The following is a 26,011-nucleotide window of genomic DNA, read 5'->3' on the forward strand; positions in this document are numbered from 1 at the left end:
AAGGCTACCTCGCTTTTTTGCAGGAGCGAGCTTGCTCGCGATAGACCATCAGCCCCCAAAGACTCAGCCGACCTGACTGTCGCCCTTGTCCTTGACGCCTGCGAAGTCCTCATCGCGCAGTGCCGGCAGATCCTTGGCGCAGTAGTTGCTGCCCAGATCCTTCAAGGCCCCACACATACCCTCCAGGCGCCCATCGACAGCCTGCAGGTGATCTAGCAACTGGCCAATGGCTCGCGCCACCGGGTCCGGCATGTCCTCGCTGACCCCATAGGCGTCGAAACCGAGCTTCTCGGCCATGGCCTTGCGCTTGGCTTCCTGCTCGTCATCGGACTTCACGATGATGCGCCCGGGAATACCCACCACCGTGGCACCTGCCGGCACTGCCTTGGTCACCACCGCATTGGAACCGACCTTGGCTCCCGCGCCCACGGTGAACGGGCCCAGCACCTTGGCGCCCGCCCCCACCACCACGCCATCTTCCAGGGTCGGATGACGCTTGCCCTTGTTCCAGCTGGTGCCGCCCAGGGTCACGCCCTGATAGAGGGTGACGTCATCACCGATCTCGGCGGTTTCGCCAATGACGATGCCCATGCCGTGGTCGATAAAGAAACGGCGACCGACCTTGGCCCCCGGGTGAATCTCGATCCCGGTCAACCAGCGCCCGAAGTTCGACACCAGACGCGCCAGCCACTTCCAGCCCATGCCCCACAACGCACCGGACAGGCGATGAATCCAGATGGCGTGCATGCCCGGGTAGCAGGTCAGGACCTCGAACGCGTTACGCGCTGCCGGGTCACGATGAAAAACACTCTGGATATCTTCACGCAAACGCTCAAACATCATCATTCTTCCGCTTAAGGAGCTCGCCACGGGCCGCTTTCTGGGTCTCCGTGAGGATGCCACGCAAAATATTCATTTCCGCCCGGCTTACCGAGCTGCGTCCGTACAACCGGCGCAGGCGCGCCATCAAGTGCCGTGGTTTTTCCGGATCGAGGAAATCGATGGCCACCAGCGTCTGTTCCAGATGCTCGTAGAACCGCTCCAGCTCGTCCATGGTCGCCAGCTCATCACTGCGCGGCGACGCCACTTCATCCTTCTCGACCTTGCTCGGCTGACCTTCGGCCGCCAGCCAGGACATACGCACTTCATAGGCCAGCACCTGCACCGCCGTCGCCAGGTTCAGCGAGCTGAACTCCGGATCCGAAGGGATATGCACGTGAAAATGACATCGCTGCAGCTCGTCATTGGTCAGGCCGGAATCTTCACGACCGAATACCAGGGCAATTTCGGCGCCCTGCCCCGCCTCTTGCACGACCTTGACCCCGGACTCACGGGGATCGAGCAATGGCCAGGGAATACGTCGATCACGAGCACTGGTGCCGAATACCAGGGTGCAGCCGGCCAGGGCATCTTCCAGGGTGGCGACGACCTGAGCGTTTTCAAGAATGTCAGTAGCGCCGGATGCGCGCGCATCGGCCTCATGGGACGGGAAAATCCGCGGCTCGACCAGCACCAGCCGCGACAGCCCCATGTTCTTCATGGCACGCGCAGCCCCGCCGATGTTTCCGGGATGACTGGTATTGACCAGGACGACACGAATGTTCTGCAGCAAGGGAGGCGCTCTCGGACACGGGAAAGGGGAGCAAATCTTACAGAACAGCCAGCGCTCCCGCCTCAAAAATAACCGCTTCTGGCTGGCACTTTATAGAAGCCGGCCAACGCCAGACAGACTGCCACTCGTCAAAATGTCCGCGTTTTTATGGGGTCGAGCGACAGTACGAGGCAAGCGGAGCGAATGTCGACCTTCATCTGCAAAAGTTTTCTGCTAGAATGCTCGGCTTTCTTTAACAACCTTAGGTGACCTATCCATGCAGCCAATGCTGAATATCGCGCTGCGCGCCGCCCGCAGCGCCAGTGAACTGATTTTCCGCTCCATCGAGCGCCTGGATACCATCAAGGTCGACGAAAAAGACGCCAAAGACTACGTATCCGAAGTTGATCGCGCCGCCGAGCAGAAGATCATCGACGCATTGCGCAAGGCCTATCCGACTCACGGCATTCTCGGTGAAGAAACCGGTCTGCACGCTGGCAGCGGCGAAGGCGAAGACTACCTGTGGATCATCGATCCACTGGACGGCACCACCAACTTCCTGCGCGGCATTCCTCATTTCGCTGTCAGCATTGCCTGCAAATACCGTGGTCGCCTGGAACACGCCGTGGTCCTGGACCCGGTGCGCCAGGAAGAATTCACCGCCAGCCGTGGTCGCGGCGCACAACTGAACGGTCGTCGCCTGCGCGTCAGCGGCCGTACCAGCCTGGACGGCGCCCTGCTGGGTACCGGCTTCCCGTTCCGTGACGACCAGATGGACAACCTCGACAACTACCTGGGCATGTTCCGCGCCCTGGTCGGCCAGACCGCCGGCATCCGCCGCGCTGGCGCCGCCAGCCTGGACCTGGCCTACGTGGCCGCCGGCCGTTTCGACGCCTTCTGGGAGTCGGGCCTGTCCGAGTGGGACATGGCTGCGGGCGCCCTGCTGATCCAAGAAGCCGGCGGCCTGGTGAGCGACTTCACCGGCGGTCACGACTTCCTGGAAAAAGGCCATGTGGTTGCCGGCAACACCAAATGCTTCAAGGCAGTCCTCACCGCCATCCAGCCGCACCTGCCGGCTTCGCTGAAGCGCTAAGCGCCAGCGACCAGAAAGCACCCTGCGGGGTGCTTTTTTTATGCCTGGGATTTGTTGGAAACCACTCCCCCTGCAGGAACGAGACTTGCCCGCGACCTGGCGCCGCGCTGTATCAGCCTCATTCGGAGTTGAAGCTATCGCGGGCAAGCCTCGCTACAGAAGCAAACCCAAGCTCCAGGCAATAAAAAAGCACCCCGCAGGGTGCTTTTTCATGATTGGCGCTCAAACGCCTATTGCGCTGGTACGTTCTGGCCCAGGATCAGCTGACCTTCCTTGTTGACCGGAATCTGGCTGCCTGGATCACGATCCATACGCACCTGGCCTTGCTTGCCGTTCAGCTCGTACTTCACGTCATAACCCACGACCTTTTCGCTGATGTCGTTGACCGTGTTGCAGCGAGTCTGAGTCGTGGTGTAGGTATCACGCTCCTGCATGCCTTCCTGCACCTTGTTACCAGCGTAACCACCGCCGACCGCACCGGCGACCGTGGCGATCTTCTTGCCTGTACCGCCGCCGATCTGGTTACCCAGAAGGCCACCGGCCAGTGCACCGACCACCGTACCGGCGATCTGATGTTGATCCTTCACCGGAGCCTGACGGGTCACGGTGACGTCCTTGCATACTTCACGCGGTGTTTTGATCTGTTGTTTGACCGGCTGAACTGCCAGCACCTGCGCATACTCAGGGCCACTATTGACCAGCTTGTAGGTGGCAACAGCCCCCCCAGCAGTCACAGCGACGGCACCTAATACCGCACCAACCAGCATCGACTTGTTCACGTGAACCTCCTGACCATCACAAGCGGGACAAGCCCGCGCTTCTCCCTGCCTTGGAGCATAAAAAAAGGCGCGAGTTCAATGCTCGCGCCTTTTCGACTGCCTGCCAGGAAGCGGAAACCGTTATGGACGGTCGTCGACTTCCTTCTCGGTATTGGCCGGAGGAATCAGGTCCTCGCTGCTCAGGTTCAGCCAGATCAGCACCACGTTGGCAATGTAGATCGACGAGTAGGTACCCGCCAGAACACCCACGAACAACGCGATGGAGAAGCCCCACAGGTTGTCGCCACCGAAGAACAGCAGCGCCGCGATCGCCAGCAGGGTGGAGATCGAAGTCGCCATGGTGCGCAACAGGGTCTGGGTGGTCGAGATGTTGATGTTCTCGATCAGGCTGGCCTTGCGCAGCACGCGGAAGTTCTCACGCACCCGGTCGAACACCACGATGGTGTCGTTGAGCGAGTAACCGATGATCGCCAGTACCGCCGCCAGCACCGTCAGGTCGAAGGTGATCTGGAAGAACGACAGGATACCCACGGTCACCACCACGTCGTGGATCAGCGAGACGATGGCGCCGACCGCGAACTTCCACTGAAAGCGGAAGGCCAGGTAGATCAGGATACCGCCCAGCGCCATCAGCATGCCGAGGCCGCCCTGGTCGCGCAGCTCTTCACCGACCTGCGGGCCGACGAACTCGACGCGCTTGACCTGCGCCGGGTTGTCGCCGCCAGTCTTCTGCAGCGCCTCTGCCACCTGGTGACCCAGTTGCGGGTCTTCACCCGGCATCCGCACCAACAGGTCGGTGGTGGCACCGAAGCTTTGCACGACCGCTTCGTGATAACCGGATTCGCTCAACTGAGCACGAACCTTCATCACATCCGCCGGACGCTCATAGGTCAGCTCGATGAGCGTACCGCCGGTAAAGTCCAGGCCGTAGTTCAACCCCTTGTGGAACCAGCTGAACAGTGCCAGAACGGTCAGGAGCAAAGTGACGCCGAACGCAACGTTGCGGACGCCCATGAAGTTGATAGTACGTAACATGGCAGCCCCTTAAATCCACAACTTCTTGAAGTCACGACCGCCGAAGATCAGGTTGACCATCGCGCGGGTCAGCCAGATGGCCGTGAACATCGAGGTAAAGATCCCGAGGGACATGGTCACCGCAAAGCCTTTGACCGGGCCGGTGCCCATGGCAAAGAGAATCCCGCCGACCAGCAATGTGGTCAGGTTGGAGTCGAGAATCGCGGTGAATGCCCGGCCGAAGCCTTCGTTGATTGCCCGCTGCACGGTCATGCCGGCGGCGATCTCTTCACGTATGCGCGAGAAGATCAGTACGTTGGCGTCCACCGCCATACCCATGGTCAGCACGATACCGGCGATACCCGGCAGGGTCAGCGTAGCCCCCAGCAAGGACATCAGGGCCAGCAGCAGCACCATGTTCAGCCCCAGCGCCACAGTGGCGATGACGCCGAAGAAACGGTAGATGGCGATGATGAACAGCGACACGAACAGCATGCCCCACAGCGACGCATCGATACCCTTGGTGATGTTGTCGGCACCCAGGCTCGGACCGATGGTGCGCTCTTCGGCGAAGTACATAGGCGCGGCCAGACCACCGGCACGCAGCAGCAGCGCCAGCTCGGAGGACTCGCCCTGGCCGTTCAGGCCGGTGATGCGGAACTGGCTACCCAGCGGCGACTGGATGGTCGCCAGGCTGATGATCTTCTTCTCTTCCTTGAAGCTCTGCACCGCGACGTCTTTCTCGACACCGTCGACCACTTGCTTGGTGTAAGTGGTGGTCGGCTTCTGCTCGATGAAGATCACCGCCATGCTGCGACCGACGTTACTGCGGGTCGAACGGCTCATCAGCTCGCCGCCATGGCCATCGAGCTTGATGTTCACCTGTGGTCGACCGTGTTCGTCGAAGCCCGCCTGGGCGTCGGTCACCTGGTCACCCGTGATGATCAGGCCACGCTCGATCAGCGCAGGAGGACGATTGCCTTCACGGAACTCGAAAGACTCGGAAGTGGCTTTCGAAGCGCCCGGCTCGGCGGCCAGACGGAATTCAAGGTTGGCCGTCTTGCCCAAGATACGCTTGGCTTCAGCAGTGTCCTGCACGCCCGGCAGCTCAACCACGATACGGTTGGCGCCCTGGCGCTGAACCAGAGGCTCGGCAACACCCAGCTCGTTGACGCGGTTACGTACCGTGGTCAAGTTCTGCTTGATGGAATATTCACGGATTTCCGCCAGCTTGGCCGGGGTCATCGCCAGACGCAGCACCGCCTGACCATTGAGGTCGGCCGGAACAATGTCGAAATCGTTGAAGTTCTTGCGGATCAGCGCACGGGCCTGTTCACGGGCCGCTTCGTCGCTGAAGCCCAGTTGAATGGCACCGTTGAGTTGCGGCAGGCTGCGATAGCGCAGGCGCTCTTTACGCAGCAGGCTCTTCACATCGCCTTCGTAGACTTTCAGGCGTGCGTCGAGGGCTTTTTCCATGTCCACTTCCAGCAGGAAGTGCACACCACCGGACAAGTCCAGGCCCAGCTTCATCGGATGCGCGCCGAGGTTGCGCAGCCATTGCGGGGTGGTTTGTGCCAGGTTCAATGCAACGACATAGTCGTCACCCAGGGCCTTGCGCACGACGTCCTTGGCTGGAAGCTGGTCTTCCTGCTTGGTCAGGCGCAGCAGGCCGCCCTTGCCTTTGGCCGCGATGGTCGCTGCCTTGACGTTGATCCCGGCGTCGGTGAGCGCTTTGCTCGCACGATCCAGGTCCGCCTGAGTGACCTGCAACGCGGTGCTCGCGCCGCTGACCTGAATGGCCGGATCATCAGGGTATAGATTGGGAGCGGAATAAATAAAACCGATCGCCAGCACCGCCAGGATCAGTACGTATTTCCACAGAGGGTATTTGTTCAGCATCACGCCGCCCGTTTATGAAGCGGGGCGCCTTGCGCGCCCCGTCGATTGGTAAAAGATGAAACTTAGATCGCCTTCAGCGTGCCTTTTGGCAGCGTGGCAGCGATAGCGCCTTTCTGGAACTTCATCTCGACAGTGTCGGAAACTTCCAGCACTACGAAGTCGTCGGTCACTTTGGTGATCTTGCCGGCGATACCGCCAGTAGTCACAACTTCGTCACCTTTCTGCAGGCTGCCCAGCAGGTTCTTTTGCTCTTTGGCGCGCTTGGCCTGCGGACGCCAGATCATCAGGTAGAAGATGACCAGGAAACCGACCAGGAAAATCCACTCAAAGCCAGTGCCAGCGGGGCCAGCAGCAGGTGCAGCAGCATCAGCCATTGCAGTCGAGATAAAAAAGCTCATGTAACACTCCGGATAATTGCAAAAGTGGGTCTAAACGTCTTTAGAACTTATTCTAAAGGCGGCACGGGCAACCCGCGTTTGGCATAGAAGGAATCGACAAAGGCGGCCAATGTACCCTGTTGAATAGCCTCGCGCAAACCAGCCATAAGACGTTGGTAATGACGCAAATTATGGATGGTATTGAGCATGCTCCCCAGCATTTCGCCGCACTTGTCCAGATGATGCAGATAAGCACGGGAGAAGTTCTGGCAGGTATAGCAATCGCAGGTCGGATCCAGCGGCGAATCATCATGGCGATGGAACGCGTTGCGGATCTTCAGCACGCCAGTGTCAATGAACAGGTGCCCATTGCGGGCATTACGGGTTGGCATCACGCAATCGAACATGTCCACACCGCGGCGCACACCCTCAACCAGATCTTCCGGCTTGCCAACACCCATAAGGTAACGAGGTTTGTCTGCTGGCATCTGGCCTGGCAGGTACTCCAGCACCTTGATCATCTCGTGCTTGGGCTCGCCCACCGACAGGCCACCAATGGCCAGGCCGTCGAAGCCGATCTTGTCCAGGCCTTCCAGGGAGCGCATGCGCAGGTCCTGGTGCATGCCGCCCTGGACAATGCCGAACAGCGCCGCCGTGTTGTCGCCATGGGCATTCTTCGAGCGCTGGGCCCAGCGCAGCGACAGCTCCATGGACACCCGCGCGACGTCTTCGTCGGCCGGGTACGGGGTGCATTCGTCGAAGATCATCACGATGTCCGAACCCAGGTCGCGCTGGACCTGCATCGACTCTTCCGGGCCCATGAAGACCTTGGCGCCATCGACCGGCGAGGCGAAGGTCACGCCCTCCTCCTTGATCTTGCGCATGGCGCCCAGGCTGAACACCTGGAAACCGCCGGAGTCAGTGAGGATCGGGCCTTTCCACTGCATGAAGTCATGCAGGTCGCCGTGCTTCTTGATCACTTCGGTGCCCGGGCGCAGCCACAGGTGGAAGGTATTGCCCAGGATGATTTCGGCGCCGGTGGCGACGATGTCCCGCGGCAGCATGCCCTTGACCGTGCCGTAGGTGCCCACCGGCATGAAGGCCGGGGTTTCCACGGTGCCACGGGGGAAGGTCAGACGACCGCGACGAGCCTTGCCGTCGGTGGCGAGCAGCTCGAAAGACATACGACAGGTGCGACTCATGCTGTTTCCTCAGGGCCGCGTGGCGCGGGATTGCGGGTGATGAACATCGCATCACCGTAGCTGAAAAAGCGGTATCCATGCTCGACGGCGGCCTTGTAGGCAGCCATGGCTTCGGGATAACCGGCGAACGCCGAAACCAGCATCAACAGCGTGGATTCGGGCAAATGGAAGTTGGTGACCAGGGCATCGACCACATGGAACGGCCGGCCCGGGTAGATAAAGATGTCGGTGTCGCCGCTGAACGGCTTGAGCACGCCATCGCGCGCCGCGCTTTCCAGGGAACGCACGCTGGTGGTCCCCACCGCCACCACCCGACCGCCGCGCGCCCGGCAGGCGGCCACCGCATCCACCACGTCCTGGCTGACTTCCAGCCATTCGTTGTGCATATGGTGGTCTTCGATGCGCTCGACCCGTACCGGCTGGAAGGTCCCGGCGCCGACATGCAGGGTCACGAATGCGGTCTCGACGCCCTTGGCGGCAATCGCCTCCAGCAGCGGCTGGTCGAAGTGCAGCCCCGCGGTCGGCGCCGCCACGGCGCCCAGGCGCTCGGAATACACGGTCTGATAACGCTCGCGGTCCGAGTCTTCGTCCGGGCGGTCGATATAAGGAGGCAACGGCATATGGCCGACGCGCTCAAGCAGCGGTAGCACTTCCTCGGCGAACCCCAGCTCGAACAAGGTGTCGTGACGGGCCAGCATCTCAGCCTCGCCGCCGCCTTCGATCAGGATCTTCGAACCCGGTTTCGGCGACTTGCTGGAGCGCACATGGGCCAGCACACGGTGGCTGTCGAGCACCCGTTCCACCAGGATTTCCAGCTTGCCGCCGGAGGCTTTCTGGCCAAACAGGCGCGCCGGGATCACCCGGGTATTGTTGAACACCATCAAGTCGCCCGGGCGCAAATGCTCAAGCAAATCAGTGAATTGACGGTGGGCCAGGGCGCCGGTGACCCCATCCAGGGTCAGCAGGCGACTCGCGCGACGCTCGGCCAGGGGATGGCGGGCGATCAGCGAATCAGGGAGCTCGAAGGTAAAGTCAGCAACACGCATGATGGGGTTCGTCTAGCAGGGCCGGAAAGTTTAGCGGAAATAGCCAAAATTGACCATGAAACCTGATTGACCAACGGTAGGCAGCTCTCTATACTTCGCCGCCATTGAGCCCTGATGGCGGAATTGGTAGACGCGGCGGATTCAAAATCCGTTTTCGAGAGAAGTGGGAGTTCGAGTCTCCCTCGGGGCACCAAACGCAACAAGTAGCCATCCCATGATGACTATGCAACAACCCGAAAGCCCGCTGATTGCGGGCTTTCTGCTTTCTGGAGCAATGCCGCCACCCCCTGTCCGGGAGGTTGGCGACAGCTCTTCAATCAACCGGGCTACACATACTCGGGCGCAGCATGCGGCGTGTAAGGCGCAGCCAGACGCGCAAGCTCCTCAGCCTCCAGTTCAAGATCCAGCGAACCGAGCAGATCGTCCAACTGTTCCAGGCGGGTCACACCAATGATCGGTGACGCCACGGCCGGCTGCCTGAGCAGCCAGGCCAACGCTACCTGGGCCTTGGTCACACCCCGCTCGCGGGCAATCGCCTCGACCACGGCAATGATCTGCCGATCGCTGTCCTGTGCCGACTGGTACAGCCAGGACTGCACCTTGTCGCTATCGGCACGCGGCGAACCACCCTCGCCGACCCGCGCCAGCTTGCCCCTGGCCAGCGGACTCCACGGTGTCAGGCCAACCCCCTCGTCGACACAGTAGGGCTGCATCTCCCGCTCTTCCTCGCGGTTGAGCAGGTTGTAGTGGCTTTGCATGCTGACAAAACGCGTCCAGCCATTGAGCGTGGCCAGGTACTGTGCCTTGACGAACTGCCAGGCATGCATCGACGAGGCACCTATGTAGCGGACCTTCCCCATCTTCACCAAATCATGCAGCGCCTCCATCGTCTCCAGGATGGGGGTCTGATAGTCCCACCTGTGAACGATGTACAGATCGATATAGTCCGTGCGCAAGCGCTTCAGGCTGGCGTCGACTTCGCGAAAGATCGCCTGCCGCGAAAGCCCTCCCGACAAAGGACCGTCAGTCATGGCCTCATAGACCTTGGTCGCCAGCACCACCTCATGGCGAGCCTTGAGCTTGAACAAGGCGTTGCCGAGGATTTCTTCGCTCGATCCCTGGGAGTAGATATTCGCCGTATCGAGGAAGTTGATCCCGAGGTCCAGGGCCCTGCCCAGAATCCGTTCGCTTTCCTCCGCCCCCAGGGTCCAGGCATGGGTACCCCGCGCAGACTCGCCAAAGCTCATGCACCCCAAGGCCAGCCTGGAGACCTTCAATCCGCTGCGTCCCAGCTTGGTATACAACATCGACGCCTCCTCCCTCAGGTGGGATCGCGAGCCACCAGCTTGTCCCAGGAAGTTTCCGACTCATCCAGAGGAACATCGAGACTGGCCAGGTACATGGCAGTCATGGCGCAGTGGCCGGCCAGATGAGTGATCTCGGCCACTTCATTCTGCGAATAGAACTCGCGCAGCGCCCAGAACGCCTCGGCGCTTGCCTTGTGCTCCAGGGTGCATTCGGACACGTACACCAGCAGCGCAACGCGCTTGGGCTCCATGCGCTCATAACGACCGTGCTCGATATCGTCGATTTCGCTCTCGGTCAAACCGGCCTTGATCGCCAGCGGGTAGTGAATCAGTCGCTCAAAGGCACTCTCCAGCAACTTGGCCACGCGCATCACCAGAACCTCACGCTCCAGGAACGAGATCAGCCCGACCGTGAATGACCCGCCCAGGGTCAGATGTGGCCCCGCAGAGCCTTTGGTAAGCAGCAGCGAGCGGGTCAGGTTGGAAGGAAACCGGGCATAGACCTCCAGTTGCTCGGGAGTCATATCGGCAGGGGAAGTTAACTCGACTCGATTTTTACTCATGTCAGATACCTTGGTTATTGAAGGTTGAGAGAGTGAGGCAGTGCATTGCTGATAGCGTCGATGCCCTTTGTGTAAGCCGCCGCATCCAGTGCGACTATCGATTGAATATGCCCGTCCGGCCGCACGATGATGCTCTGTGGCCGCGTCCCCAATCGATCTAGCAGTTTGCCCAGAGGCATCGCCCCCAGATTGATCACCTTGTGCCCCGGCATGGCGGCATCGAGTTCCTGGCTGAAGGCCGACCAGGTTTCATAGACGTAAGTCTTTCCGGGCCACAGCAGGATGGAATAGGCGTCTTTGGCGAGTACCGGCGCCTGCCAGTTTTCCGTCCAGCTGAGGGGAATCCTGTCGCCTGCACAAAAGGGTCGTTTCTTGCCGGGGAACAGCCGGTTATCCGGCTTGGCGACGCTGGAATCCAGCTGCGCGAACCTTGGCGAGACATAGTTCTCCAAGACCCTGGTCAGCGAAGCGAGCTTGAACGCGGTATCGCGCAGGACTATCTGCGGCGTGCGCCGATACAGGCTCATCTTGGCCAGGCTGGTGGACAAGGCCGATACCCGGTTGACCGAGTCGAGCCTTTCCCGGGTATAGGACTCCAGAATGTCCGGCGACAGGCTGCCCCTGATCACTCCTCCCAGCTTCCAGCCCAGATTGACCGCATCCTGGAACCCGGTGTTGAGCCCCTGAGCACCGGAGGGGCTCATCGCATGGGCCGCATCGCCGACGATAAACACCCGGTTCTTCTTGAAACGGTTGGCGGTACGCACATGGGCGGTAAAGATCCCACTGAACTTCATTTCCCCCAGTTTCTTCACCCCGGGCACCCGGTGCTCCAGCAAGGTATTGAAGAACTCCCGGTCGGGCTGGTCGCCGGTATATTCCGGCGGCACGCTGGCACCGACCCGGAACACGCCATCGCCCAGCGGGGCCAGTACCATGTTGCCGGACCTGTGCATGTAGTAGGCGGCTTCGCTGCTGGTGGTTTGCCCTGTCAGCTCGGCATCGGTAATGGCCAGGCGGATCGGCATCGAGTAGCCGCTGAAATCGAACTCGAAGGCAGAACGCACGCTGCTTTGAAAACCGTCGGCGCCGACCACCCAATCGAAGCTGCAACGCTGCTCGGCCCCGGACCTGTCCCTGAGGGTCACGCTGACACTGTCCAGATCCTGCTCGCCACCAACGAACTCGCAGCCATATTCGATCGCAATGCCCTGGGCAGTGAGCGCCGACTCCAGTATGCGTTCGGTCTTGGCCTGGGGAATAGTGATGCCAAATGGATAGGGGGTATCGCTCAGGGTGTTGAACCGTATGAGTCCAACTCTTTTCTTGTTGGAGTAATAGTTCATCTGATCGAAGTAGTGCCCTTCACGGACAATCGCTTCGGACACGCCAGTACGGTCCATCAGCTCCAGAATCCGCGGCCAGACGATGGTCGCCTTCGAATGCGGGGAAACCCGCACGTCCCTGGAAATCACTCGGGCCTGAACCCCGTACAGGGCCAACTCCAGGGCCAGCAACATGCCAACCGGCCCCGCGCCAACTATCAGGACTTTCGACTCCTGCTCTTTAGTGCGCATATTCAACACCTTTGGTGAGAGTCTGATTCGACAGTTTCAAGATGATCATCAAACCAACCAGCGAGACGGCCGAAATGACGATCAAGGCCTCCTGCATGGCAATCGCCAGATGCTCGATCAACACTTCCCGGGGTAGCGACAGCAATCGGGCCGCTCTTTCCAGATCGCCTTGCACCAGGACCGAGAGCCCCGCGTCGCGGTCATCGGCCTGGCGGCCGAGCAGCGCCATGATCACCATACCCAGCAAGGGAATGGTCAGGGCCTCACCTCCCAGGCGAAAGGTATTGAACATGCCGGCCGCCATTCCCGAGCGCTGGGGCGGAACCACGCTGACCGCCGCACCATCGAGATAGGACAGGGACACGCCGAAGGAGGCGCCGGTTATAAAGAGCGGCACAGCCAGGTTGAGCAGCGTGGGGCTGGCAATCACCCAGGCCAGGGACAGCGGGCCGAGCACCATGAAGGCGAAAGTCACGACCATCAGTGTCCTGAGCGGCAACTGCTGGCGCATCAGACTGGAGAACAATGGAAGCAGCAGCGAAGGCAATGTTGAGCACATCAAGGCGATGCCTATTTCCATGGCACTCATGCCAGCAACCACCGTCAGGTACTGGGGCAGGTAGAACAGCAGGCTGATGTAACCGAAGCCAAGAAACACCGGCGTGACGCAGACCGCCAGGAACTGCCGGTTGCGCAACAGCTGAAGGTTGACGATTGGATGGGCCGCGCGGCTCTCGACCTTGACGAAAACCGGAACCAGCAGCGCGGCGCCGACAAAGAGGCACAGCACCGTCGGGTCCGCCCAACCTGCGCCGGGCACCATGGAAAAGGCCGAAACCAGCAGAATCAGGCAACTGGTGAACAGCACCCCACCGCTCCAGTCGACCGCCTGCCGCTCCAGGGAACGGCTTTCCGGCAACCCCAGCCCCAACAGAGCGACCATCCCCAGCACCGCGGCGATCACGGCAAAGAACGGGCGCCAGCTGTACAGCAACGACACCAGGCTACCGGCCACCAGAGGGCCGACCGCAAGGCCCAGCCCCAGCGCCGTACCGAATACAGTGAACGCCCGGACCCGCGCCGGACCCGTGTAGGCCAGGGCCAGAATCGCCGTTCCGGCCGTGGTCACGGCCGCCGCCCCGACGCCGGTCAGCGCCCTGGCGGCAATCAGTTGCGTCAGACTGCCAGCGCCCGCCGCCGCCGCGCTGGCGATGGCAAACAGCGCCAGGCCGGCGATAAAGGACAACTTGCGCCCCAGGGCATCGGCCATCACCCCGGTCATCGCCATAAAGGCCGCGTAACTCACCATGAACGAGCAGATCACCCACTGCGTCTGCAGGTAGCTCGAAGCGAAACCCTGGGCAATCGGCAGTACCAGGACACCCGATCCGGTGATGGTCAGGGGGATCACGAACAACGCGATACAGACGACGACCAGGGTATATGCTGGTCTGGATGCAACGGCTGACGAGTCCATGTCATAAGTCCTCTGTCAGTCACGGGTCAAGGAAGTCAAGCGATGGACTTCGCTACGTTCGATCAGGTGCTTGGCATTGGCAATGAAATGCTCGGTATAGGGCATGCCCATATGATCGGAAATAGCCGAATCATCTTGCCAACGCTCGACCAGAGCGAACCCGCCGACCTCTGGCGACTGTTCGTAAAGTTCAAACCGCTGACAACCCGGCTCATTCAATGTTTGCGCCGCAAGTTCATTGAAGTGTCGACCAAGTTCAACTCGATTGGTCGCGCTCACACTGAAGAACACCACGATATCAATACTCATCACAGATCTCCGAAGTTAAGAAAAGTCAGCAACTATTGACTCTGGCTGAAAGTTGACGCCAAGCAGGCTCAAGTCTTTTCCTGACACCCTGATCATCAGCCCATGACCATGTTCCAAAAAACTGGAAGCCGCCGGCACGCCCAGCACGTGATGTGCGAACAGGGCAATAACTCCGCCATGGGAAACCACCAGTGTGCGTGTCAGGTTGTTTGCCGCTATTGCTTCAATTGCGCGAATGAAACGTTGTAGAGCCGCCTGTCCCGACTCGCCTCCCGGCGGGGCGTAGTCAAGTTTCATCAACTTTTCCGGCAACTGCGGATCGAGCTGCAATTGCTCGGATTTGGCTTGGCCATCCAATTCACCCAGGTTTCTCTCCGCCAGATCAGCGCAGACGAACCTGAGGGCTTGGGTGGCGTCCGCCAATAAGTCAGCGGAACTCATGGCGCGTCGGTAATGGGAGCTGTAAACCCCATCCCAGGCCTGCTTCCGAAGCACCCGGGCAGCACTCAGGAATCGCGCTACTCCCACTTCATGCAGGTCCGGGTCGGATTGCCCCTGGAAAACGCCACTCAGGTTCTGTGGCGTTTCACCGTGCCGCAAGATGACGATAAACATCAGGCGGCATTGCTCAACAGTATGCTGTCAACCGACTTGGCGATGCTGTGTTCGGGAGCGATAGTTCCATCCGGCACCTTGATATCGAAACCTCGTTCCAGCGCCATTGAAACTTCCAGCAATGTCAGCGAGTCCAGATTCAATTCCTCATACACCGCATCGGCATGCAGTTGCTGGGCGGGAACCTGATACTTCTCTTTCAACATCAAGGTAATTGCTTCAATCAGTTTGTCTTTCATTTGGCTACCCCTGTCGCGCTCATATGCTTGATGAATGGAACACTTTGCAATTCAGGCCAGTTCAACAACGCAGAACCCCAGGTAACACCACCGCCAAAAGCGGTCAGCACTACTCGATCACGCGCTTTGAGCGTGGTGTTCATACAGGCTTGCGTCAGCGCCAGCGGTATAGAAGCGGCCGAGGTATTACCAAACCGATCCAGGGAAACCACTGCACGCTCGTAAGGCACGCCGAGTTGCTCGGCCAAGGCTCTTATAATTCTCAGGTTCGCCTGGTGCGGAACCAGGCAATCCACATCCTGAATATCCAGTTGATTGCGCTGTAGCAAACCGAGCACCGAATCGTTCATGCATTGAATTGCCCGCATGAAGACTTCCTTGCCACTCATTGAGAAATAGATGTCGTCGGGGTGTTGCGGCGCCGAATTGACTTTCGATTCCACGCCGCCGGCACGAACAGTGATCAGATCCTCAAGGGAGCCATCGCTGCCGGTTTCGATATCCAGCACGTCATCGACATCGGATTCCTGCAGCACCACGGCCCCGGCACCGTCACCGAAAATGGGCACGGTACTGCGATCCTGCCCGTTGATGATCGAGGAAAATACGTCGGCACCGATCACCAATACATGCTTGGCGAATCCCGCCTTGATCGCCGCCGTCCCCACTTGCAATGCATAGATGAAACCCGAACACACGGCATTCACGTCAAAGGCCGAGATCCCGCGCAGCCCGAGTTTCTCCGCAACCTTGGGCGCGGTGGCCGGGCAACGGCGATCCGGTGTGGTGGTTGCCAGGATCAGCAAGTCGATGTTCAGGTCCACCGATGCGTTTTCGATGGCGGCCCTGGCCGCTTCACTGGCCAGGTCGCTGGTGCAGATACCCTCGGTAACGGCGTAACGCTTCAATATGCCGGTACGGCTGACAATCCATTCGCTGCTGGTATCGAGCCGCTGCTCAAGGTCTTCATTGGTCACTTCCAGGGGAGGCAAGGCGCCTCCCAACCCCGCGATACGAACGCCCATGGTGCTCTCCTAGCGAGGTAACAGATGCGCGACGGAACACGACAGGGTCATGCCACTCAGGTGGCCGACAATCTCCGCCACTCGCCAGTCCTCACCCTTGACCGTCACTATGTTGGCGTCCCTGAGTTCGGTCATCAGCACCCTGGCGCTAGCGCTGCGCCTGGCCGGGTCCTGCGCGGTAATGGTGGTGGTTCTCATCCACAGGGTGTTGGATTGACCCCGCTGCAGATTGTCGAGTTTGTAGAGCAGCACCTGGGCGATTTGCAGGTGGCTGACAAAGGCATCGATAGGGGTCACGACTTGCGGGTAGCTGGCTTCGATACCACCACTGGCAGTGCCCGGTTCTTCATCGACGACAACCAGTTTCGAAATCGCCTTGAGCGGTGAATCGAAAACTATGTCGTCAATCAGCTGGGTGCGTTTCCTGAAGCCGTCCACATAGTAGTTATTACCACTGCCATCCTGGTTCAGCCTGTCGCCAGCCGCCACCGGCCGGATGATCTCCAGTTGCAGGGCCATCGCGCCGACATGTCCGGAAAATACCAGGCAGGTATCACCCTGGGCATCGACTTGCGGGAGCTCCTCGTGCATATGCGCCTGGATCTCGCGCAGGTCTTCCTCAGGCTTCTTGCCGGCCTTTATCGATATCCGCCGGACCCAGCAACAATCGATGTTTGCAAACTTTTCCAGGAGCACGTCCTGACAAAGATTGATGGCAATGGCCAATGCATCGATAGTGCTCAGATGAGGCACCAGTTCACCACTGCCGATTTTTTTCGACCAACCAGCCGGATAGCTCAAACTGACACTCGAATCTACCGAAGTATCAGTAAGACTTAGATGTCTGGTGCCATATTCAACACGCTTGAAACCTGCACCGAAGAATCGGTCCGCCGCGGGCCCAAGATGGTTCTCTATATGACTGAAGTTAACATCTCGCACAACTACCTCCTTTAGCAATCAAACGATTGCCAGCACGCTGCTAGACACTTCAAAAAACCTTCGACAACAGAGACAGGAAACAATTAAGTTCCAATATCAATGAGCGAGCTATTCAGCAAAACGCCCATGAAACAAAAAGTAACAAACGTTATTACCCATTACAACCTACTAATTCTGGTAGGTAACTAAGTGCTTCATAATGACACAGCACCCAACTTCGACGACAAGTAACCAAAAAACACAAACATTCAACACAAGAACTGACTAATTGATCACCAAAACAAACCCGCAATAAAAAAGCGCCACATTAATGGCGCCTGAAAATATTCATAAAAGTTAATTGAATGCGCAGCGACAATAGCCCCATGTTGGTGCACGGGACTTCCAGGTTAGCCATTAGCCGCTCAAGCAAGAACCCGCCACGCCGGCTGCGGCCATCACAGCAAGCCTTGCGCCGCCGCGTAGGCAGCGGCGAAGGTCTTGTTGGGGGCATGGAATTTCTTCTGGATGCTCTTTAGATGAAAATTCACCGTGTTTTCGGAGATTCTCAGAATCATGGATATTTCCCCGGAACTTTTGCCGTCGGCCGTCCACTGCAGTATTTCCTTTTCCCTCTTGGTCAGGCTGGCGGATTCAGCCACCAGAGCCTCGTCTTTAGTTCGGGCAAGGGTTTCCACAAGAATATCCAGCATCAACTTGAAGCCCAGCCCGATATTCGCCACTTCAGCCTCGGAAACCACTCCCTGGCTACGCGAGAAAGATAAAAATCTGACGGTATTATCAGAGCCTTTGTTGGACAGTGTCACACCCTCGCATAGGCCATATTCTTTCGCCTCACTGAATAACAAGGGGTTCTCCTCGCGCAACTTGTCACTCCACACCACTACATTGGTGGTACGCAGTGCATGCTCCACGGCCGGGTCGGTGGCCGCATAGTTCCTGATCCGATAGATATCCATCCAGGCTTCCGGATAGGTTCCACGCAATCGGGTATCGGGTCGGGTAAAAGGCGTGGACTTCTTTACACCGAATGCAAATACATCGAAGCCGTGACGTTGAGTTTCAATCTCGATGATATTCAATGCCTGTACCGAGGAACTTACCGCCATCATCCGCAGACGGAAGTCCATCAACCACTGGAGAGACATACTATTGCTGCCCATAAGTTATCCCTTACACATACTTCTTACGCCAGTTAGCAATCGCTCATCCGCAAATGGATTGCGATACTGCTACAGCTGACTGCCTGAAAACTGTGTATATGACGCAACATCCAACCAAGGCTTGTTGGCGATGACTTGCTCATCGCGCTCCTTCTAGCCGAAGGACATCAATAGTGTCTCTGGTGCATCCGCTCCTCTTGGGTACGTAGCCGTCACCCCGGGAACTCTTTCTTGTGGGCAGTAGCGGACCGTCCGCTCTCAGCGCATCGTCAGGCCGCCATCGACCGCGTATTGGCTCCCGGTCACATAGGAGGAGTCGTCCGAGAGGAGAAACAACGCGACCGCCGCGGCTTCGGCAGCGGTACCGACCCGCCGCAGCGGCAACTGGGTGGCGAGTCCATCCTCGAACTGGCGGCGAATGTCCTGCGCCATGAAGTTACGGAAATTGGTCTCGATCGGCCCCGGCACCAGCACATTGACCCTGATCCCCTGCGGGCCAAGGGCAGCGGCACAACAACGGGCCATGGAGATCATCGCGCCCTTGGTGGCCGCATAGACGCTGGTCATGGGCGAGGACTCATAGGCGGAGGTCGAGGACGTCAGCACCACCGACGCATTGGGTCGCAGCAATCCGCTCAGCCCGGCCAATTGCAGCAAAGGCCCCCTGGCGTTGGCATTCATCATGCGATCGAAGAAGCCGGCATCCACCTCTTCGAGCGGCCCCACCTGTGCATAACCGGCATTGAGCCAAAGCCCGTCGAGCCCGCCCAGTTGCCGAACCCGCTCCACCAGTTGCTGCGTCGCTTCGGGATCGGCCGCATCGTTCCTGAAAACCAAGGCATCTGCCGGAAGAAGCTGCGCGGCTTCCTCGAGATGCTCGGCGCTGTAGCCCGTCACGGCCACCTGGCCCCCCTCATCGGCAATGCGCTTGGCTCCTGCCAGCCCCATGCCGCTGGTGCCCCCGGTAATCAGGACGCGTTTTCCGGAAAATCTGCCCACAGGTCAACCTCCGTTGTTAACGTGAAATGCTCAATGCGCAGGAAGTATTGCGTATGCGGGGTCAATTGATAATGCATAATTATCCGCATGACCCATTAAGGAAGTGGACATAATGCGAGGCAATGAATATGCCCAGCTCCAGGCGTTCGCCGCCGTCATTCAACAAGGAAGTTTTGTCCGCGCCGCCGCCCATCTCGGCATGTCCGCTTCTGCCCTCAGCCAGACCATCCGCAACATGGAGGAGCGCCTGGGCGTTCGCCTGGTCAATCGCACCACACGCAGCGTCTCACCCACCGAAATGGGCGCCCGGCTCCTGGCAGACCTGCTGCCCGCGCTGGCATCCCTGGATACCGCGCTGGCCAGGCTCAAGACCTCCAGCAAGGGCCCCCACGGGCTGCTGCGCATCAATACCACCCGAGTGGCGGCCGTTCACTACCTGGCACCGCTGATCGGCCCTTTTCTCCAGGCCTACCCCGACATTCAGTTCGATGTGGTCACCGACGAACGCCTGGTGGACATAGTCGCCGGCGGTTTCGATGCCGGGGTCCGACTTGGCAAGAAACTCGACAAGGACATGGTCGCCCAGGGGCTCGGCGGTGATCAGGAAATGCTGGTGGTCGCCTCCGCCGCCTACCTGGAGCGTTGTGGGATACCGCGCACCCCTCAGGAGCTGATACACCACCAGTGCCTGACTTACCGCTGGCCCACGGACGGCAGCCTGTATCGCTGGGAATTCGAGCGCAACGGCGAACTGCTGGAGATCGAGGTCAAGGGACCATTGGTGGTTACCGAGCCGGAAATGCTTACCCGCGTGGTCCTCGACGGGGTCGGCATCGCCTACCTGTTCCGCCATCAGGTGGCGGCCCTGGTGGAAAGCGGCCAACTGATCCACCTGCTCAAGGAGTGGACACCGGCCTTCCCCGGGTTCTACCTGTATTACCCCAGCCAACGGCAAATGGCGCCGTCGCTGCGGGCCTTTATCGATTTCGTCATGCAACACTCGCAAGCGCGGCCTGGCGCAGCCGGTACTCTCGTGGAGAGCAGGCCATCACCCGCTTGAAGGCATTGCTGAAAGCGCTGTCGGAGTCATAGCCCAGCGCCTGTGCGATTGAGGAGATGCTGCCCTGATGCCGGCGCAGTTCCCGGGAGGCCAGCTGCATGCGCCAGCGCAGCACATAGGCCAGCGGCCCCATGCCGAGTTTCTGCTTGAAACGCAGCGCCAGCGTCGAACGCGACATGCCCACCTGCCTGGCCAGCAGATTGACCGTCCAGCGCTGTTCGGGCTCGGCGTGTATGGCTTGAATGGCAGCGTTGATCCGCGGGTCCGAGAGTGCCGCCAGCCACCCGGGCGGATGCTCCCGGGTCGCCGCCAGATAGAGTCGCAGCACCTGCACCAGCATCAGGTGCCCCAGTTGCCGCACGATCAGAGATGACCCCGGCAGAGTGCTGGGCAGCTCGCTTTTCAATTGCTGCAATGCCCACTGCAACACACAGGCCTGATCCGACTGGCCATTGACCGTAACGACCGCGGGCAGACCATCCAGCAACAGCCTGGCCTCGTCGCAATAGGCAAATCGCCCGCCAATCAGGAAAAAGCCCTGGCCTTGCCGGTAGCGGGCAATCCCGTTCCTGGCATCGCGGTAGACCTGTTGCGAATCGACAGGCTCCAGGCTCAGGTCGCTGGCCAGGATGAAGGGCCGCGCCTTGGACAAGAGAAAGCAGTCGCCCTGGTGCAACTCGATCGGGCGCTCGCCCTCCACCAGCAACCAGCATGAACCTTCGATAATCGCGTTGAACTTGATGCCTTCCGGGGCCGGAAAGCTGATGGACCACTCCCCCCCGGCCTGCAGTCCGGCAAAAACCGAACTGTGGCTATCCAGTTGAGAAAGCACATCGGACAAGGGATCCATAGGCAACTCCGGATGATCTCGACAGAAAATAGGACGTGGCTGCATTCACAGTCTGACCGAGGTTTTCCAGAATTCCACCTGCCTGACGCACAGGCCGCCCTCGGAGTTCAGGCTTCGTCGGCAACAGCGGCGGCACTACGTCAGCCCTCATATCCAGACAGGAAGGATGCAAGCGATGCGCTATAGACCTTTGGGCAAGACCGGCCAGTTCGTTTCCGAACTGTGCCTGGGCACCATGACCTTCAGCGGCGGCCAGGGCTTCTGGCGCACCGTGGGTACGGTTGACCAGCGAGGCGCTACCGCGCTGGTAGCCCGCGCCCTCGAAGCCGGAGTCAACTTCTTCGACAGCGCCGACGTCTATTCCGAAGGACAGTCCGAGGTGCTGCTGGGGCAGGCCTTGCGCGAAGTCGATGTGCGACGCGAAGACGTGATCATCGCCACCAAGGTGTTCGGACGGACCAGCCCCGGCCCCAACTCGGCGGGACTGTCACGCGGGCACATCATGGATCAGGTGGGCCTGAGCCTGAAGCGCCTGGGCACGGAGCACATAGACCTGTACCAGATCCACGGTTTCGACGCCCAGACACCCATCGAAGTGACGCTGCGCGCCCTCGATGATTGCGTGTCACGGGGCATGATCCGCACCCTTGGCTGCTCGAACCTGGCCGCATGGCAGATCATGAAAGCCTTGGGGATCAGCGAGCGGCGGGGCTTCGCCCGCTTCGAAACGGTGCAGGCCTACTACAACCTGTCCAACCGCGACCTGGAGCGCGAGATAGTCCCGCTCTGCGAGGACCAGGGGCTGGGGATCATGATCTGGAGCCCTCTGGCTGGCGGCCTGCTGTCCGGCAAGTTCACCCGCAACGGCCATCTCCCCGAAGGAGCACGCCGCTCGACATTCGATTTTCCGCCCGCGGACGGGGAACGGGTCTATGACCTGGTCGAAGCCATGGCGCCCATCGCCAAGGCCCACGACACCTCCGTCGCCAGTATCGCCCTGGCCTGGCTGCTACAGCGCAACGCCGTGATGAGCGTCATTATCGGCGCCAAGACCCTGGAGCAGCTGGACGACAACCTGCATGCCACGCAGGTGCGCCTGAGTGCCGGGGATATAGCCCGGCTGGACGCCATCAGCGCCCCCGAGATCGAATACCCGGGCTGGATGATCGAGTATCAGGCCAAGGAGCGTTCGCCGGTACAGGATTGACACAGGGAGCGGAGCCGCAAGCCTGTGCTTGTCGCCCGGGCCTGGAACGAACGCGAGGCCAGGCTCAAGTGCCGAGGCCTGCCGTTGAGCAAGTGGTTCCCGCTGCCCCCCTCGGAACACTGCTGCTACAGCTTGTACCTGCCCGGCAACTGGATGGGCACCCTGGCGCGGCCGGCCAGGACTTACCATTGAGCAGGCCGGCGCCCCGGCGAAATCCGAGGCGCGGCCCCACTGCCCAGGACATCAGTCGTACACCGCGCATCAGCAGGAACTGCTTCCTTAACCCGCCCTGTGCGCTACAGGCTTCTCCCGCGCACAACCTTGATGGAAATCAACGAGCGGGGAAAAGGCCTCCATACACTGACGAACGAACATTCGTACACGACCCACAGGCCCCCTTATGAGTGAAGAATCCACCGCGCGTCCCCTTCCCAACCCTCTTCCCGAAAAAGCCACACCCGTAGCCAAACCGACGGTCACGGCCAGCAGCAAAAGCGCCCCACGCAAGCCCGCCACTCCACGCCCGCGCCGGCCACGCGCGACCCCTAAACCTGCCGCTGCCAAGACCGCCGAAGCCGAGATCAGCGCCATCAGCCAGCAGCCGGTCGCCCTGCAGGTGGCCAGCGCGCCCCATGGCAGCAATGAAGACAGCTCCACCGCCAAGCTGCCGGCCAGTTACCCGTACCGCAGCCGCATGCGTCGCGCCGAGTATGAAAAGGCCAAGCAGGAGCTGCAGATCGAACTGCTCAAGGTGCAAAGCTGGGTCAAGGAAACCGGGCAGCGCATCGTGGTGCTGTTCGAGGGCCGCGACGCCGCGGGCAAGGGCGGCACCATCAAGCGCTTCATGGAGCACCTGAACCCGCGTGGCGCGCGGATCGTCGCCCTGGAAAAACCCAGCGCGCAGGAGCAGGGCCAGTGGTATTTCCAGCGTTACATCCAGCACCTGCCCACCGCCGGGGAAATGGTGTTCTTCGACCGCTCCTGGTACAACCGCGCTGGTGTCGAGCGGGTCATGGACTTCTGCTCGCCCCTGCAATACCTGGAATTCATGCGCCAGACACCCGAGCTGGAGCGCATGCTGTGCAACAGCGGCATCCTGCTGTTCAAGTACTGGTTCTCGGTCAATCGCGACGAACAACTGCGGCGCTTCATTTCACGTCGTGACGACCCGCTCAAGCACTGGAAGCTCTCGCCCATCGACATCAAGTCGCTGGACAAGTGGGACGAATACACCGCCGCCAAACAGGCGATGTTCTTCCACACCGACACCGCCGATGCGCCCTGGACAGTGATCAAGTCGGACGACAAGAAACGCGCGCGGATCAACTGCATCCGTCACTTCCTGCACTCCCTCGACTATCCGGGCAAGAACCTGCGCGTGGCCCATCAACCCGACCCGGTGCTGGTCGGCCGGGCGTCGCGGGTCATGGAGGAAGACGAGCGGGTGTACAACGAAGCGGCCGCGGAGCCGGTGCGCAACCCACAGGCAACCCTCGTGTAAGCAGCCGGCCTTGAAGAAGGCCCCGCTCCAGGACCGATAAACAGCGCCTGAAGCGGGTCCAGCCAGCTAGATGCCCTGCACCGGCAACAACACACAGGCCTGCAACCCGCCACCGTCACGGTTGCGCAAACGCAGTTCGCCGCCGTGCTCCAGCACGATCGCCCGCGCCGCGGAAAGCCCCAGGCCAACGCCACCGGTGTTGCGGTTGCGCGAGCTTTCCATGCGGAAGAACGGCTCGAACACCTGCTCCTGCCATTCGACGGGAATCCCCGGCCCGCGATCCAGCACGCAGACCTTCACCTGCTCGGCGTCCGCCACCACTTCAATCGCCGGTTCGCTGGCGTATTTGATGGCGTTTTCCAGCAGGTTGCTCATGACCCGCTTGAGCCCCAGCGGGCGACCGAAATACACCAGGCGCGGCGGACCGCTGAACGCAATGTCGATGGACTGGTCACGGTAATCGTCGACCAGGGTTTGCAACAGCTCCGCCAGATCGAAAGAGGTCGCCTCCTCCAGCCGCGCATCGTCGCGGAAGAACTCCAGGGCCGAATTGATCATCGCCTGCATCTCATCGACGTCATGGAACAACCGGCGCTGCTGCTCGGGGTCCTCGATGAACTCGCCGCGCAGGCGCATGCGGGTCAGGGGGGTACGCAGGTCGTGGGAGATCGCCGCGAGCATCTGCGTGCGGTCCTTGATGAAGTGCTGCAACTGGGCCTGCATGGCGTTGAACGCGAGGATCGCCTGGCGAATTTCGTGGGGGCCGACCGGCTCGATGGGCGGCGCGCGAAAGTCCACGCCAAACCGTCGCGCGCCCAGGGCGAACTGCTGCAAGGGCCTGGCCAGGCGGCGAGTGGCGATCAGCGCGACCAGCACGGTGGACAACAACACCAGCCCGATCACGATCAGGTTGCGCGGCCCCTCATCCAGCCCCCAATTGCGCGAGAGCGAGGAGAACATCAGCCAGGAGCCATCGCTCATCTGGATCAGCAACGCATAAGGCCCGCCCGGCTCCGGCCAGTCGCTGGGCTGGTAGGCTTCAATGTGCCCCACCCCCGGCCTGAGCAGTTGCTTCAGTTTCGTCGACCCCTCGCGGTACTCCGGCTCTTCGACTACCGGCACCTCGATGTCCCGTCGCGTCGGGTGCCAGGTCACGCTCAGGCCGTGGTCGCTGACCGACTCGGCCAGGCGCGCGCGCTGCACCGGCTCCGAGGCGTCGATCATGTTGCTGATGGACGCGATCTTTTCCACCAGGCCGGATTCGCTCAACGGCGGTTTGGCCCAGACCCCGGCCAACTGCACGAACAGCGCATTGAAGGCCAGCGCGGTGAGCATCGCCATCAGGGTGGTCAGGGCGATCCAGCGGGCGATGGTGTCGCGCGGGCCGCCCGGCTTGTGTCTCACTTTCATTGGCGGGTCACGCTGGGGGTGAACAGGTAGCCGCCATTGCGCACCGTGCGAATCATCGCCGGGCGCTTGGTGTCGAATTCCAGCTTGCGTCGCAGGCGGCTGACCTGCACATCGATGCTGCGATCGAAGGCGTCATGGGCCTGCCCGCGCGCCAGGTCGAGCAACTGCTCGCGGCTGAGGATGCGTTGCGGATGCTCGACGAACACCAGTAACAGGTCGAACTCCCCCGCCGACAGCGGAATCATCACCTGATCCGGCGAGCGCAGCTCCCGGCGGGTCAGGTCCAATTGCCAACCGGCGAACCTGATCAGCGGCCGCGGCACCTCCCCGACCACCGGCCGGCTCTCGCCAGCGCGGCGCAACACCGCGCGCACCCGGGCCAGCAACTCGCGGGCATCGAAGGGTTTGCTCAGGTAATCGTCGGCGCCCATTTCCAACCCCACCACGCGGTCGCTCAACTCGCCCATGGCGGTCAGCATGATCACCGGCACGGCGTGCTGCTGGCGCAGGCGCTGACACAGGGTCAGGCCGTTTTCCCCCGGCAGCATCAGGTCGAGAATGATCAGGTCCGGCACCTGCCGCTCCAGCGCCGCCCACAGCGAAGCGCCCTCGGTGGCGACTTCCACCGAGTAGCCGTGTTGCACAAAAAATTTCTTCAGCAGCGCGAGGACCTCAAGGTCGTCGTCCACGATCAACAGACTGCTCACCAGTGCGTATCACTCAAGCTCGGAAAGTACTGTCATTCAAAACCATTGGCCGCGGCCCG

27 protein-coding genes and 1 tRNA gene are annotated in these 26,011 nt (G+C 60.5%); 6 read left to right on the top strand and 22 right to left on the bottom strand.

All coding sequences use genetic code 11. From position 1 onward, the window contains the following. Positions 1-63: 63 nt before the first annotated feature. Both cysE and trmJ read right to left on the bottom strand, forming a co-directional pair. A complete protein-coding gene (gene cysE / locus IF690_RS23895; RefSeq protein ID WP_007929518.1) occupies positions 64-840 on the bottom strand; it encodes a serine O-acetyltransferase in 777 nt (258 codons plus the stop codon). Then, the gene (gene trmJ, locus IF690_RS23900) at positions 833-1,612 is read right to left on the bottom strand and encodes a tRNA (cytosine(32)/uridine(32)-2'-O)-methyltransferase TrmJ (protein ID WP_007929516.1); all 780 of its coding nucleotides are present in this window, start codon (positions 1,610-1,612) and stop codon (positions 833-835) included. The genes cysE and trmJ overlap by 8 nt, the downstream gene beginning before the upstream one ends. 256 nt (positions 1,613-1,868) lie before the next feature. Between trmJ and suhB the strand changes: the two genes are divergently transcribed. Beyond that, positions 1,869-2,684 carry a type III secretion system regulator SuhB gene (gene suhB / locus IF690_RS23905; protein ID WP_007929514.1) on the top strand — a complete coding sequence of 272 codons (816 nt, stop codon included), beginning with the start codon at positions 1,869-1,871 and terminating at the stop codon, positions 2,682-2,684. A gap of 230 nt (positions 2,685-2,914) precedes the next feature. Here suhB and IF690_RS23910 read toward each other — a convergent pair whose 3' ends face one another. The 6 genes from IF690_RS23910 to queA all read right to left on the bottom strand — a co-directional run bounded on the left by IF690_RS23910 (position 2,915) and on the right by queA (position 9,001). Further along, a complete protein-coding gene (locus tag IF690_RS23910) occupies positions 2,915-3,463 on the bottom strand; it encodes a glycine zipper 2TM domain-containing protein (protein WP_023967173.1) in 549 nt (182 codons plus the stop codon). A gap of 120 nt (positions 3,464-3,583) precedes the next feature. After that, on the bottom strand, positions 3,584-4,498 hold the full coding sequence (gene secF, locus IF690_RS23915) for a protein translocase subunit SecF (RefSeq protein WP_202697632.1): 915 nt from the start codon (positions 4,496-4,498) through the stop codon (positions 3,584-3,586). Positions 4,499-4,507: 9 nt separating this feature from the next. Further along, positions 4,508-6,376, bottom strand: a complete 1,869-nt coding sequence (gene secD / locus IF690_RS23920) for a protein translocase subunit SecD (protein WP_202697633.1) — start codon at positions 6,374-6,376, stop codon at positions 4,508-4,510. A 62-nt stretch (positions 6,377-6,438) separates the two neighbouring features. After that, positions 6,439-6,774: a preprotein translocase subunit YajC gene (yajC, locus tag IF690_RS23925; RefSeq protein ID WP_202697634.1), complete on the bottom strand. Its 336-nt coding sequence runs from the start codon at positions 6,772-6,774 to the stop codon at positions 6,439-6,441. 47 nt (positions 6,775-6,821) lie between these two features. Beyond that, positions 6,822-7,937, bottom strand: a complete 1,116-nt coding sequence (gene tgt / locus IF690_RS23930; RefSeq protein WP_202701702.1) for a tRNA guanosine(34) transglycosylase Tgt — start codon at positions 7,935-7,937, stop codon at positions 6,822-6,824. Positions 7,938-7,951: 14 nt separating this feature from the next. After that, positions 7,952-9,001, bottom strand: coding sequence for a tRNA preQ1(34) S-adenosylmethionine ribosyltransferase-isomerase QueA (queA, locus tag IF690_RS23935; RefSeq protein ID WP_028683321.1), 1,050 nt, complete (start codon positions 8,999-9,001; stop codon positions 7,952-7,954). Positions 9,002-9,109: 108 nt separating this feature from the next. Here queA and IF690_RS23940 point away from each other — a divergent pair. Further along, positions 9,110-9,194: transfer RNA gene (locus tag IF690_RS23940), tRNA-Leu, on the top strand. Between the two features lie 133 nt (positions 9,195-9,327). Here IF690_RS23940 and IF690_RS23945 read toward each other — a convergent pair. The 11 genes from IF690_RS23945 to IF690_RS23995 all read right to left on the bottom strand — a co-directional run bounded on the left by IF690_RS23945 (position 9,328) and on the right by IF690_RS23995 (position 19,217). Continuing rightward, positions 9,328-10,308: an aldo/keto reductase gene (locus IF690_RS23945; RefSeq protein ID WP_202697635.1), complete on the bottom strand. Its 981-nt coding sequence runs from the start codon at positions 10,306-10,308 to the stop codon at positions 9,328-9,330. Between the two features lie 14 nt (positions 10,309-10,322). Continuing rightward, positions 10,323-10,871, bottom strand: a complete 549-nt coding sequence (locus tag IF690_RS23950; protein ID WP_180922588.1) for a carboxymuconolactone decarboxylase family protein — start codon at positions 10,869-10,871, stop codon at positions 10,323-10,325. Between the two features lie 14 nt (positions 10,872-10,885). Further along, on the bottom strand, positions 10,886-12,448 hold the full coding sequence (locus IF690_RS23955) for an FAD-dependent oxidoreductase (RefSeq protein WP_202697636.1): 1,563 nt from the start codon (positions 12,446-12,448) through the stop codon (positions 10,886-10,888). Continuing rightward, a complete protein-coding gene (locus IF690_RS23960) occupies positions 12,438-13,925 on the bottom strand; it encodes an MFS transporter (protein WP_202697637.1) in 1,488 nt (495 codons plus the stop codon). The genes IF690_RS23955 and IF690_RS23960 overlap by 11 nt, the downstream gene beginning before the upstream one ends. A 15-nt stretch (positions 13,926-13,940) precedes the next feature. After that, complete coding sequence (locus IF690_RS23965; protein ID WP_180922591.1) at positions 13,941-14,234, bottom strand: putative quinol monooxygenase; 294 nt, start codon at positions 14,232-14,234, stop codon at positions 13,941-13,943. Between the two features lie 15 nt (positions 14,235-14,249). Then, the gene (locus IF690_RS23970) at positions 14,250-14,849 is read right to left on the bottom strand and encodes a histidine phosphatase family protein (RefSeq protein WP_202697638.1); all 600 of its coding nucleotides are present in this window, start codon (positions 14,847-14,849) and stop codon (positions 14,250-14,252) included. After that, entirely contained in the window at positions 14,849-15,088 is a 240-nt protein-coding gene (locus IF690_RS23975) for a phosphopantetheine-binding protein (protein WP_180922593.1), read from the bottom strand. Before IF690_RS23975 ends, IF690_RS23970 begins: the two co-directional genes overlap by 1 nt. Then, positions 15,085-16,113, bottom strand: a complete 1,029-nt coding sequence (locus tag IF690_RS23980) for a beta-ketoacyl-ACP synthase III (protein WP_202697639.1) — start codon at positions 16,111-16,113, stop codon at positions 15,085-15,087. The genes IF690_RS23975 and IF690_RS23980 overlap by 4 nt, the downstream gene beginning before the upstream one ends. A 9-nt stretch (positions 16,114-16,122) precedes the next feature. Beyond that, entirely contained in the window at positions 16,123-17,055 is a 933-nt protein-coding gene (locus IF690_RS23985) for an AvrD family protein (RefSeq protein ID WP_202697640.1), read from the bottom strand. Positions 17,056-17,492: 437 nt separating this feature from the next. After that, positions 17,493-18,218: an autoinducer binding domain-containing protein gene (locus tag IF690_RS23990; RefSeq protein WP_202697641.1), complete on the bottom strand. Its 726-nt coding sequence runs from the start codon at positions 18,216-18,218 to the stop codon at positions 17,493-17,495. Between the two features lie 258 nt (positions 18,219-18,476). Beyond that, positions 18,477-19,217: an SDR family oxidoreductase gene (locus IF690_RS23995; RefSeq protein WP_180922597.1), complete on the bottom strand. Its 741-nt coding sequence runs from the start codon at positions 19,215-19,217 to the stop codon at positions 18,477-18,479. Between the two features lie 112 nt (positions 19,218-19,329). Between IF690_RS23995 and IF690_RS24000 the strand changes: the two genes are divergently transcribed. Further along, the gene (locus tag IF690_RS24000) at positions 19,330-20,277 is read left to right on the top strand and encodes a LysR family transcriptional regulator (RefSeq protein WP_180922598.1); all 948 of its coding nucleotides are present in this window, start codon (positions 19,330-19,332) and stop codon (positions 20,275-20,277) included. On the opposite strand, the gene IF690_RS24005 is transcribed toward IF690_RS24000, so the two are convergent. After that, on the bottom strand, positions 20,207-21,127 hold the full coding sequence (locus IF690_RS24005) for an AraC family transcriptional regulator (RefSeq protein WP_202697642.1): 921 nt from the start codon (positions 21,125-21,127) through the stop codon (positions 20,207-20,209). The two genes, IF690_RS24000 and IF690_RS24005, sit on opposite strands and share 71 nt — an antisense overlap. A gap of 175 nt (positions 21,128-21,302) precedes the next feature. Here IF690_RS24005 and IF690_RS24010 point away from each other — a divergent pair, with 175 nt between their 5' ends. The 3 genes from IF690_RS24010 (at position 21,303) to ppk2 (ending at position 23,835) form a co-directional block, all read left to right on the top strand. Continuing rightward, entirely contained in the window at positions 21,303-22,334 is a 1,032-nt protein-coding gene (locus tag IF690_RS24010; protein WP_202697643.1) for an aldo/keto reductase, read from the top strand. Positions 22,335-22,358: 24 nt separating this feature from the next. Continuing rightward, entirely contained in the window at positions 22,359-22,526 is a 168-nt protein-coding gene (locus IF690_RS24015; RefSeq protein WP_202697644.1) for a hypothetical protein, read from the top strand. A 208-nt stretch (positions 22,527-22,734) separates the two neighbouring features. After that, positions 22,735-23,835 carry a polyphosphate kinase 2 gene (gene ppk2 / locus IF690_RS24020; protein ID WP_252189508.1) on the top strand — a complete coding sequence of 367 codons (1,101 nt, stop codon included), beginning with the start codon at positions 22,735-22,737 and terminating at the stop codon, positions 23,833-23,835. Between the two features lie 66 nt (positions 23,836-23,901). On the opposite strand, the gene IF690_RS24025 is transcribed toward ppk2, so the two are convergent. Both IF690_RS24025 and IF690_RS24030 read right to left on the bottom strand, forming a co-directional pair. After that, on the bottom strand, positions 23,902-25,245 hold the full coding sequence (locus tag IF690_RS24025) for a sensor histidine kinase (RefSeq protein ID WP_202697645.1): 1,344 nt from the start codon (positions 25,243-25,245) through the stop codon (positions 23,902-23,904). Further along, entirely contained in the window at positions 25,242-25,952 is a 711-nt protein-coding gene (locus IF690_RS24030; RefSeq protein ID WP_202697646.1) for a response regulator, read from the bottom strand. Before IF690_RS24030 ends, IF690_RS24025 begins: the two co-directional genes overlap by 4 nt. Between the last annotated feature and the right edge of the window lie 59 nt (positions 25,953-26,011).

Source organism: Pseudomonas sp. SK3(2021) (assembly GCF_016772375.1).
Classification (GTDB): domain Bacteria; phylum Pseudomonadota; class Gammaproteobacteria; order Pseudomonadales; family Pseudomonadaceae; genus Aquipseudomonas; species Aquipseudomonas chlororaphis_I.